The 11,599-nt window shown below is 64.2% G+C and carries 1 protein-coding gene; it reads right to left on the bottom strand.

What is annotated here, in order from left to right; genetic code table 11:
• Positions 1–249 precede the first annotated feature (249 nt).
• The gene (locus tag BFP92_RS14040) at positions 250–11,592 is read right to left on the bottom strand and encodes a non-ribosomal peptide synthetase (protein ID WP_083221747.1); all 11,343 of its coding nucleotides are present in this window, start codon (positions 11,590–11,592) and stop codon (positions 250–252) included.
• Positions 11,593–11,599 lie beyond the last annotated feature (7 nt).

Here is an 11,599-nt window from a genome sequence, read left to right as displayed (position 1 = left end):
CAAGCCCGTCATGGGCAGGACACCGTTATCGTCAGGTTTAAAAAAGAGATGGATCGAATACGTGCCCCAGGGCTTTCCACAGGGCTGGAAAACTAAAACATCCACGAGAAGGTGTATGTCATGGGAAGCCGGGACAATGCGGGGGTGACATGCCGATAATTCACGCAGGGAGTCGGGGCTGCGTCACCGCGAGGCCAATGTGGGAGCGCGCAAGCTCGCTCCCACGTGGACCTCAGATCAGACGCCGACTCAAATGCGGCGCTTGCGCTCAAGCGTCGGCACGCTTGATTGCGGCACCACCACGTGCTCCACCTGCCCTACGGCCGCGGCCATTGCAGCCAGCGTCGGTTGCGCGAGCAGCACCCGCAGATCGGCGTCCATGCCTTGCTTGCGCATCTGCTCAACCAGGCTGACCGCCAGCAGTGAATGCCCACCCAGCTCGAAGAAGTGGTCATGCCGCCCCACTTTCTCAACCTTGAGCACGCTCTCCCACAGCCGTGCCAGGGCGACCTCCACTGCCCCCTCCGGGGCCTCGTAGACACGACTGAGCAAGGCGTCCTGGTCCGGCGCCGGCAAGGCCTTGCGGTCAACCTTGCCGTTGCTGGTCAGCGGCAGGCTGTCCAGGCGCACATAGGCGCTCGGCACCATATACTCCGGCAGTTGCCCTTGCAGGCGCGTGCGCAGTACCTCGATGTCCAACGCTTGACGCTCAGTGAAGTAGGCCACCAGACGCTTGTGCCCTGGTTCATCCTCACGGGCCAGCACAATTGCGTCCCTGACACCGGGGCAACTGGCCAGGCGGGTTTCGATCTCGCCCAGCTCGATACGGAAACCACGGATTTTCACCTGCTGGTCGTTACGCCCCAGGTACTGCAAGGTACCGTCGGCACGCCAGGCCACCAGGTCGCCGGTGCGGTACATCAGGCCGGCGTCGCGGAACGGGTCGGCGAGGAATTTCTCCGCCGTCAGGTCCGCACGGTTCAGGTAGCCGAGGGCAACGCCCTGACCGCCGATGTAGAGTTCACCGGTCACGCCGACCGGCACCGGTTGCTGATGGGCATCCAGCACATAGGCACGGCTGTTGCCGACCGGCCGGCCAATCGGGATGCTGCCTTCCTCGGCCGAGGTGATTTCAAAGGTGGTCGAGAAGGTGGTGGCTTCGGTCGGGCCATAGCCATTGAGCAGGTGCTGCGGTGCGCCGTCCTTGAGCACCCGGGCGATGACACTTGGGTCGAGCACATCGCCGCCGACGATCAGGTAGCGTAACTGCTTGAACACCGGCAGCAACCCTTCGGCGTACTGGTGGAACAAGCCCGCGGTCATCCACAACACGCTGACCGCTTGCTGCTGCAACAGCGCCGCAAAATCGGCCCGAGACAACAGCGTGTCCTGGTCGACCACCACCACCGCGCCGCCGTTGAGCAAGGGCGCCCACACGTCGAGGGTACTGGCATCAAACGCCGGGTTGGAGGCAAAGGCCACACGGTCGTGCTGATTGAAATCGGCATAGCCGTTGTTGATCACCAAGCGTGTAATTGCCCGGTGCGGCACCAATACGCCTTTCGGCGTACCGGTGGAGCCGGAGGTGTACATGATGTACGCCGCTGTCTCGGCCGATGGCTCCAGTGCCGGGTTGTGCGCGGGCTGGTCGCCAAGCTTCAGCAGGTCCAGGTCGATGCGCGGCACATCGAACACCCTCGCCTGCCCTGTGTTGCTCAACAGCCATGCGGCGTGGCTGTCCTCCAGCATGAACGCCTGGCGTTCGACGGGCGCATTAACATCCAGTGGCACATACACCGCCGCGCACTTGCTGATGGCCAGTTGACACACCAGCAGGTCGATCGAGCGCTCCAGCAGCACCGCCACGCTGTCGCCCGCTTGCAGCCCCAGGCTGACCAGATGATGGGCCAGGCGGTTGGCACGTGTGTTCAACTCGGTATAGCTGACCTGCTGTTGGCCATGCACTGCCGCAACGGCTTGCGGTTGTGCCTGTGCCCAGGCTTCGAACACTTGATGGACCGATTGCTGATGCGGGTAGTCCCGCGGGGTGCCATTGAAGGTCTGCAGCAGCAGCCGGCGTTCATCCTCGGCCAGCAACGACGTGCGGTTGGCGGGTGCATGCGGTGCGTGTTCCAACGTATCGACCAACCCGACCAACGCCGTGCACACATAGCCCAGTACCCGTTGCGCGCCCACCGAACGTGGGGCCAAGGCACTGACGCGGAAGTCTTCGCCCACATCGTCCACCGAGAGGATCAGCGGATAGCTGTTGACCCCTTCGTTGGCGAGCATCTGGATACCTTCCCAGGCCACACGACTGGCTTCGCTGACCGTGCTCGACGCATGACGGTAGTTGAGCAAGGCACTGAACAATGGCGCCGGGGCCGCTACGCCACTGCAGCGTTGGGCCAACGTCAGCGATGCATGCTCATGGGCCACCAACTGGCTCAAGGCGACATGGGTATGCTTGACCGCCGCACTCAGGCTGTCATCGCTCAGGCGCACGCGCAGCGGCAAGGTGTTGATGAACATCCCCATGGAGCGGTCAGCACCGTCACCGGCCTGCAAGCGGCCGAGCAGAACCGTGCCGAACACCACATCATCGCGGCCCGACAGCGCACCGATGACCCGGGCCCAGACCCAGTGATACAGCGCAGCGGCACTGACCCCCAGGTGCCGCGCCTGCCGACGCAAGCGCTGGCTAAGCACCGGGCCCAGCCAATGATCAACCTCTTCGGTGGCATCGCGCTCGCTGTCGATACGTTGCACACCAAACGGCAAGGTCGGTTCATCGACATCACCGAGCATAGTGCCGAAGAACGCCGCGTGAGCCGCCTGGTCATTGCCCTGGCGGGCCTGGGCCACATAGTTGCGGTACGGCACCGAGGCCCCCAGTTGCTGCGCACGCCCGCTCATGTGTGCTTCGATTTCTCCCACCAGCACGCCCATGGACGTTGCGTCGTTGACCATATGGTGGAAGGACAGCATGCCGATCCAGCGCTGGTGCTGCGGGTCATGGGCGAACCCCAGGTGCATCATCGGCGCTTGGCGGATGTCCATGCGGTGTTGACCCAGGCTGAAGTGTTCACGCAACTGCGCCAGCACATCACCGGCCCGCGGGATCAGTTCGTCGAGCCCCAGCGGGGCCTCGCGCCAGACCACTTGCACCGGTGCCTCAAGCTGCTCCCAGAACAGCCCGGTACGCAGGATGTCATGGCGGTCGATCACGTGTTGCAAGGCTTGGACGAATCCGTCCAGGCGCTGGCGACTGTCAAACGCGAACAGTGCATGTTGCTGGTACGGGTCGCCCTGCTCCGCGCTGATATGGTGATACAACAGACCTTCCTGCAATGGCGCCAGGGCATAGATATCCTGCACGTTGGCGACGCCACCGGGGACATGGGCGACGATGCGGTCGATGCTGGCCTGATCCAGCGTGGCCAGCGGCAGCAGGTCCGGGGTGATGCGCGTACAGCCCGCGTCAATACGGTTGACGGGCACCGCCACTTCGTTACCGGCCCCCACCGCCGCAGCGAGTGCCGCCAGGGTGGGTTGGCTGAACAGCACACGTACATCCGCCTGCAAACCTGCCTGGCGCATGCGCTCAACCAGGCCCACAGCCAGCAAGGAATGGCCGCCCAGCTCAAAGAAGTTATCGTGGCGGCCTACCTGCGCAAGCTTCAGCACATCGGCCCAGATCTGCGCGAGTGTAGTTTCCACCTCGCCCTCGGGGGCTTCATAGCCACGGCTGATCAGCGCCTCCAGCCCCGGTTCGGGCAATGCCTTGCGGTCGAGCTTGCCGTTGGCGGTCAGCGGCAGATGGTCCAGGCGTACATAAGCGGCCGGCACCATGTACTCCGGCAGGCACGCTTGCAGGCTGTTGCGCAACGTCTCAACTTCCAGTGGCTGCGTCTCAGTGAAGTAGGCCACCAGGCGCCCTTCGCGGGCCAGTACCACGGCTTCACGCACGTGGGGTTGTTCAGCGAGGCGGGTTTCGATTTCGCCCAATTCGATGCGTACGCCGCGGATTTTCACCTGGTCATCGTTACGCCCCAGGTAATCGAGGGTGCCGTCTTCCAGCCAGCGCGCAAGGTCGCCCGTGCGGTACATGCGGGCCTGCGGGTCGCGACTGAACGGGTCTTTGAGGAAGCGTTCGGCGCTCATCTGCGGGCGGTTCAGGTAACCCCGTGCCACACCGGCACCGGCTACATACAGCTCACCGGCAACCCCCAGGGGCACCGGCTGCTGACGCTCATCCAACAGGTAGACCTGGGTATTGGCCACCGGCTTGCCGATATGCAACACCTGGCCGGCTTCTATACGCCCGGAGGTCGCCACCACAGTGGCTTCGGTCGGGCCATAGTTGTTGACCAGATGGAACCGCTGCGGCGTATTGAACTGACGCAGACGGTCGCCGCCGATCAGCAGGGTCTTGAGGGTCGGATGTTGCAGCGCCTGGCTGAAGGCGTACTCGGCCACCGGCGTCGGCAGGAAGCTGACATCCAGCGGCTGGGCCAGCCACCATCGCAGCAGCGCGTCGATGTCTTCACTGCCGTCATGGGCGGGCGGCAGATGCAGGGTCGCACCGACGCAGAGCGCCGGCCAGACCTCCCAGGCCATGGCATCAAAGCCAAAACCAGCGACGCTCGACGTATGGCTGCCGTGCTCCAGTTCAAACGCATCACAATGCCAGCTCACCAGGTTTTCCAGGGTGCGGTGTTCGACCATTACGCCCTTGGGCAAGCCGGTGGAGCCCGAGGTGTAGATCACGTACGCCAGGTGCGCCGGAGTCAACCCGGCGATGTGCGGGTTGCCTTTGGACGGGCCTTGCCACAGGCGCCGGTCCAGTTCCATCACCGGCACGGTCAAGGTCGGCAAACGTTGCGCCAGCGCGGGCTGAATCAGCACAGCCACCGGTGCGCTGTCGTCGAGCAGGTAACGCAGGCGCTCGGCCGGGTGCGCCGCATCGATGGGCACGTAGCACGCGCCCGCCTTGAGAATCGCCACCAGCCCCACCAGCATTTCCGGGCTGCGCTGGGCGCAGATCGCCACGCGATCGTCGGGTTGCACGCCGAGTTCGATCAACTGGTGCGCCAGTTGGTTGGCTTGGCGGTTCAGCTCGCTGTAGGTCAGGCTCTGCCCCTGATACACAGCGGCCAGCGTATGCGGGTACAGCTCGACCTGGCGTTCGAAACGCTGGTGAATGGTCTGGCCGTGGGCATAGTCGACACGCGTATCGTTGAATCCGCCGAGCACCTGTTGACGGGCCTCGGCCGGCAAGATCGACAGGCTGTTGAGTGCGGTCTGCGGCGCCTGCTCCAGGGCCTCGACCAGTTGCTCGACGACGCGGTTCACGTAGGCACAGATGCGTTGCGCGCCCATGGACGCCAGTGCCAACGCGCTGAGGCTGAAGGCCTCGCCCAAATCGTTGACGCTCAAGGTCAACGGGTAGTTGGAGCGCTCCCGTGCCTGTAACAGCTCCATGCCTTGCCAGGCACGCAGCGACGCTTCGCTGACTTCAACGGCGTTGGCCGGGGTGTGGCGGTAGTTGAACAATGCACTGAACAACGGCAACGATTGCGGCACGCCGCTGCAACGTTGCACCTGGGCCAGCGAAGCCAACTCATGGGCGAGCAAGCCAGACAGACGTGCATGGGTGGCCTTGACCGCCTCCTGCACGCCCTGATCGGTGATATCGACCCGCAGCGGCAAGGTATTGATAAACATGCCCAGGGCCCGGTCGGCACCCTCGCCGCCTTGCAGGCGGCCCATCATCACAGTGCCGAACACCACGCGTTCGGTACTGGAAACCACTCCCAGCACCCGCGCCCAAGCCAAATGAAACAGGCTGGCGGGGCTGACCCCGTTTTTGCGCGTTACGCTGCGCAGACGCCGGCTCAGGCCCGCATCCAGGGTCAGGTCGACCTCATCGATGTCGTAACCGTCGTCACGTACGTCCTGCTGGGCGAACGGCAGAGTCGGCTCGTCGACATCGCCGAGCATGTCGCGAAAGAACGTCTCGTGTTCCTGCTCGCGGCTGGCCAGGCGGGTCTGTACCACGTAGTTGCGGTAAGGCACCGAGGCGACCAACTCTTCCCCTTTGCCGAGCAGGAACGCCTCCATTTCGCGCCACACCACGTCCATAGCCATGTGGTCCATGATGGTGTGGTGGAACAGCAGCGTAGCAACGATGCGCCGGCCAGCCTCATCATCGGCGTACACCAGTTGCATCAGCGGCGCCTGGGTCACATTCAAGCGATGCCGGCGCGGGTCAACGTGCGCGGCCAGTTGCGCGGCGATGTCGCCGCCACGCGGGTCGAACTGCACCGCCCGGGTGATCATCTGCGCCTGGCGCCAGACCACTTGCACCGGCTGTTCCAGACCTTCCCAGACGAAGCTGGTGCGCAGCACATCGTGGCGGTCGATGACCTGTTGCAACGCCTGGGCAAATTGCTGCAGACGTGCCGGGTCGGCAAACGCGAACTGGCCCTGTTGCACATACAAGTCGCCCTGTTCGGCGCTGATGTGGTGGTAAAGGATGCCTTCCTGCAGCGGTGCCAACGGGTAGATATCCTGCACATTGGCGGCACCGCCAGCGACGGTGGCGACAATGCGATCGATGCTGGCCTGATCAAGCGTCACCAGCGGCAGCAGCTGCGGGGTAATGTGCGTGCAACCGTCCGGGATAACGTTGGCCGGCACCTGGATCTCACGCCCGCTGCCCACGGCAGCGGCCAGCGCCGCCAGGGTTGGCTGGTTGAACAACACACGCACGTCGGCGTTCAGGCCGGCCTGGCGCATGCGGCCAATCAGGCCGACGGCCAGCAGCGAATGCCCGCCCAGTTCGAAGAAGTGATCATGACGACCCACCTTCTCGACCTTGAGCACATCGGCCCAGATCTGCGCCAGCAGGGTTTCGACCGCACCCACCGGTGCTTCATAACCCCGTGCGATCACCGACTCCATCCCCGGTTCCGGCAGGGCTTTGCGGTCAAGCTTGCCATTGGGGCTCAACGGCAAGGTCTCCAGCACCACGTACGCCTGCGGCACCATGTACGCCGGTAAATACTGCTGCACCTGCTCGCGCAAGGCTTCGATATCCAGGGCAGACGCCGCCTCATGCAGCGTGAGATACGCCACCAGGCGCTCGTCACGCACCACTACCACGGCTTCGCACACGTCGGCGTGCGCCAACAGGCAGGTTTGGATTTCCCCCAGTTCGATGCGCAAGCCGCGCAGCTTGACTTGATCGTCATTGCGTCCCAGATATTGGAGGCTGCCGTCGGACAGGTAACGCACCAGGTCACCGGTTTTGTACACGCGTCCAGTGCCGGTGAACGGGTCTGCCAGGAAGCGCTCGGCCGTCAGGTCATCGCGCCCCAGGTAGCCGCGGGCGACACCGGCGCCGCCGATATACAACTCGCCCGCGACCCCCAACGCCACCGGTTTCAGGCCTGCATCGAGCACATAGGCCCGCGCGTTGGCGATCGGTTTGCCGATCGGCACCGACTCGACCGGCAAGTGGCCGTCGCAGGTCCACGAGGTACTGTCGATGGTGGCCTCGGTGGGCCCATACAGGTTGACGATACCGTGAGTGGTCAGTGCCCGAGCTTGCATCGCCAGCTGGGGCTCCAGTGCTTCGCCGCCGCTGAACAGGTAGCGACATTGCACGCCGCTGGCCGGCAGTTGCACCAGCAGACGCAGCAGGCTCGGCACGAACTGGGCGACGCTGACCTGTTGTTCCACCATAGTCTGCGCCATCTGCTCAACGTCCCGCGAGGCGTGTGCCGGCAACAGCACCAGCCGCGCACCGATGGCCAGTGGCGTCCAGATTTCCCAGACCGAAGCGTCGAAAGCCACCGAGGTGCGTTGCAGGATCCGTTCATCGGCATCGAAGCCAAAGGTACGGGTCTGCCAGGTGATGTGGTTGACCAGCGAACCATGCTCGACCATCACGCCTTTAGGGCGCCCGGTAGAGCCCGAGGTGAAGATCACGTAGGCCAGGTGAGTGGGCCCGGCCACGGTGGCCGGGTTGTGCAGCGGTTGCGCACGTAAGAGCGCGTCGTCCAGGTCCAGCAGCGCGATATCGCTGTCTGCCAGTACTGCGCGGGTTTGAGCCTGCACCAGCACGGCCAGCGGCTGGCTGTCTTGCAGGGTCAGTGCCAGGCGTTGCGACGGATATTGCGGGTCAAGTGGCACATAGGCGGCGCCCGATTTGAGAATGCCCAGCAGCCCGACGATCATCGCTGGGCTGCGCTCCATGCAGATCGCCACCCGGGCATCGGCCTGCGCGCCGAGGCTGCGCAGGTGATGCGCCACCTGGTTGGCCTGCTCGTTGAGTTGGCGGTAGCTCAGCGTTTGGTCACCCAGCACCACCGCTACGGCGTGCGGCGTGTGCAAGGCGTGTGCCTCGATCATCTGCACCACGGTCAGGTCCCGTGGGTACTCGGCGTCAGTGGCGTTGAAGTCCACGGTCAACTGGCGAGTTTGCTTCGGCGAGAGCATCGACAGATGCTCGAGCGCCATCTGTGGCGTTTGCTCCAGGGCCTCGACCAACTGTTCGAGCAGGGTCGCGAGGTAACCGCAGATCAACTGCGGGTCCACCGACGCGACCGTCAACGCATCCAGGCTGAAGTCTTCACCCAGGTCATTGACGCTCAGGCTGACCGGGTAGTTGGTACGTTCTTCGGACGCCAGGAAGCGCATACCGCGCCAGGCCTGCTCCATCTCGGCCGTCAGCGTAGTGTGCGCCGCCGGCGTGTGACGGTAGTTGAGCAATGCACTGAACAGCGGTGTCGATTGCGCCACCCCGCTGCAACGCTGCACCAGGGCCAGCGACGCATGCTCATGCCCCAGCAGCCCGGTCAGGCGCGCATGGGTCGCCTTGACCGCAGCCTGCACGCCCATGCCCGTGATATCGACCCGCAGCGGCAAGGTATTGATAAACATACCCAGTGCACGGTCGGCGCCGTCGCCACCTTGCATACGGCCCATCAATACGGTGCCAAACACCACGCTGCGGGTGTCGGACACACTGCCCAACACCTTGGCCCACGCCAGATGAAACACGCTGGCGGCGCTGACACCCAGAAGCCGTGCCCGTGTGCGCAGGCGCCGGCTCAATGCGGCGTCCAGGGTCAACGAGGCTTCACGGATGGCGTGCCCCTCGCCCTGTACATCCTGCAAACCGAACGGCAACGTCGGCTCGTCGATATCACCGAGCATGTCACGGAAGAACGTCTCGTGTTCTTGTTCACTGAGACCCAGGCGCGCCTGGGCCACATAGTTGCGGTACGGAATCGCAGGCGCCAGGGGTTCGACCTGCCCCAGCAGGCTGGCCTGCATTTCCTGGCTGACCACCTCCAGGGCGGTATGGTCCAGGGCCAGGTGATGGAACAACAGGATGGCGACCACGCGTTGATGGGCGCGGTCCTCGGCATACACCAGGCGAATCAGCGGAGCCTGGCTGACCTCGAGGCGGTAATGCCGGGCGTCAAAGCGCCCATGCAGTTGCGCCAGAATGTCACCGTCGGCTGGGTCCAGGTCAATCCCTTGCACCGGCAATTCGGCATTACGCCACACCACTTGCGCCGGGCTGGCCATGTCTTCCCACACAACGGCCGTACGCAGGATGTCATGACGGTCGACCACCTGCTGCAGCGCCTGGGCAAATGCCTGCAGCCGCTCGACGTCGTCGAACTCCAATTGCGATTGCAGCAGGTACGGGTCGCCCTGCTCGGCGGTGATGTGGTGATAGAGAATACCTTCCTGCAACGGCGCCAGGGCGTAAATGTCCTGCACATTGCTCACGCCGCCCGGCACGCTGGCAACAATGCGATCGATCGCCGCTGGGTCCAGTTGGGCCAGGGGCAGCAGGTCCGGGGTGATATGCGTGCACTCGGGGGTAATCAGGTTGGCCGGCACGGCCACCTCGCGCCCTGAGCCGACGGCGGCGGCCAGTGCCGCCAAGGTCGGTTGGCTGAACAATACGCGCACGTCGGCGCTGAGCTCGGCGCGGCGCATGCGTTCAATCAGGTTCACGGCCAGCAGTGAATGACCGCCCAGTTCGAAGAAGTTGTCATGCCGCCCGACCTGCTCAACCTTGAGCACATCGGCCCAGATCTGCGCGAGCACTTTCTCCACCTCGCCTTGCGGCGCTTCGTAGCCACGGCTGAGCAACGCGTCCTGGTCGGGTGCGGGCAAGGCTTTGCGGTCGACCTTGCCGTTGTTGGTCAGCGGCAAATGCTCCAGGCGAACGTAGGCGGCAGGCACCATGTAGTCCGGCAATTGCGCGTGCAGATGGTCACGCAGTGCCTGAAGGTCGACACTGTCGCGCTCAGTGAAGTAGGCCACCAAGCGCTTGTGCCCTGGTTCGTCCTCACGGGCCAGTACCACAGCGTCCTTGACCTGCGGGTGCTCGTTCAGGCGTGCCTCGATCTCGCCCAGTTCGATGCGGAAACCACGGATTTTCACCTGCTGGTCGTTACGGCCCTGGTACTGCAAGGTACCGTCCGCGCGCCAGGCCACCAGGTCGCCGGTGCGGTACATCAAGCCCGTGTCGCTGAACGGGTCGGCGAGGAATGTTTGCGCCGTCAGGTCGGCACGGTTCAGGTAGCCGAGGGCAACGCCCTGACCGCCGATGTAGAGTTCACCGGTCACGCCGACCGGCACCGGTTGCTGATGGGCATCCAGCACATAGGCACGGCTGTTGCCGACCGGCCGGCCAATCGGGATGCTGCCCTCCTCGGCCGAGGTGATTTCAAAGGTGGTCGAGAAGGTGGTGGCTTCGGTCGGGCCGTAGCCGTTGAGCAGGTGCTGCGGTGCGCCGTCCTTGAGTACTCGGGCGATGACACTTGGGTCGAGCACATCGCCGCCGACGATCAGGTAACGCAGTTGCGTGAACAGCGGCAGCAGCCCATCGGCGTATTGGTGGAACAGGCCGGCGGTCATCCACAACACGCTGACCGCTTGCTGCTGCAACAGCGCGGCGAAATCTGCCTGGGACAACAGCGTGTCCTGGTCGACCACCACCACCGCGCCGCCGTTGAGCAAGGGCGCCCACACGTCGAGGGTGCTGGCATCGAACGCCGGGTTGGAGGCAAAGGCCACACGGTCGTGCTGATTGAAATCGGCGTAACCGTTGTTGATCACCAAGCGCGTAATTGCCCGGTGCGGCACCAATACGCCCTTTGGCATGCCGGTGGAGCCGGAGGTGTACATGATGTACGCCGCCGTCTCGGCCGATTGCTCCAGCGCCGGGTTGCAGTCGGGGGTGTCAGTGAAATCGAGGCGGTCCAGGTCCAGACGACGAGCGCCCTCGGGCACCTCGATCGACGCCAACGTGAGCAGCCACTGTGAACCGCTGTCCGCAACCATAAAGCCCTGACGGTCCAGCGGCGCGTTGATGTCCAGCGGCACATACACCGCCGCGCACTTGCTGATGGCCAACTGGCTCACCAGCAGGTCCAGCGAGCGCTCCAGCAGGATCGCCACGCGCTCGCCGGGTGCCACACCCAGGCCGAGCAAATGGTGGGCCAGTTGGTTGGCACGCCGGTTCAACTGCGCATAGTTCAATGACTGCTCGCCCTGCACCGCTGCC

Source organism: Pseudomonas sp. 58 R 3 (genome assembly GCF_900006605.1).
GTDB classification, from domain to species: Bacteria; Pseudomonadota; Gammaproteobacteria; order Pseudomonadales; family Pseudomonadaceae; genus Aquipseudomonas; species Aquipseudomonas salomonii.
The sequence above is the reverse complement of the archived record's forward strand: the minus strand, read 5'-3'. Positions and strand labels throughout refer to the sequence as shown.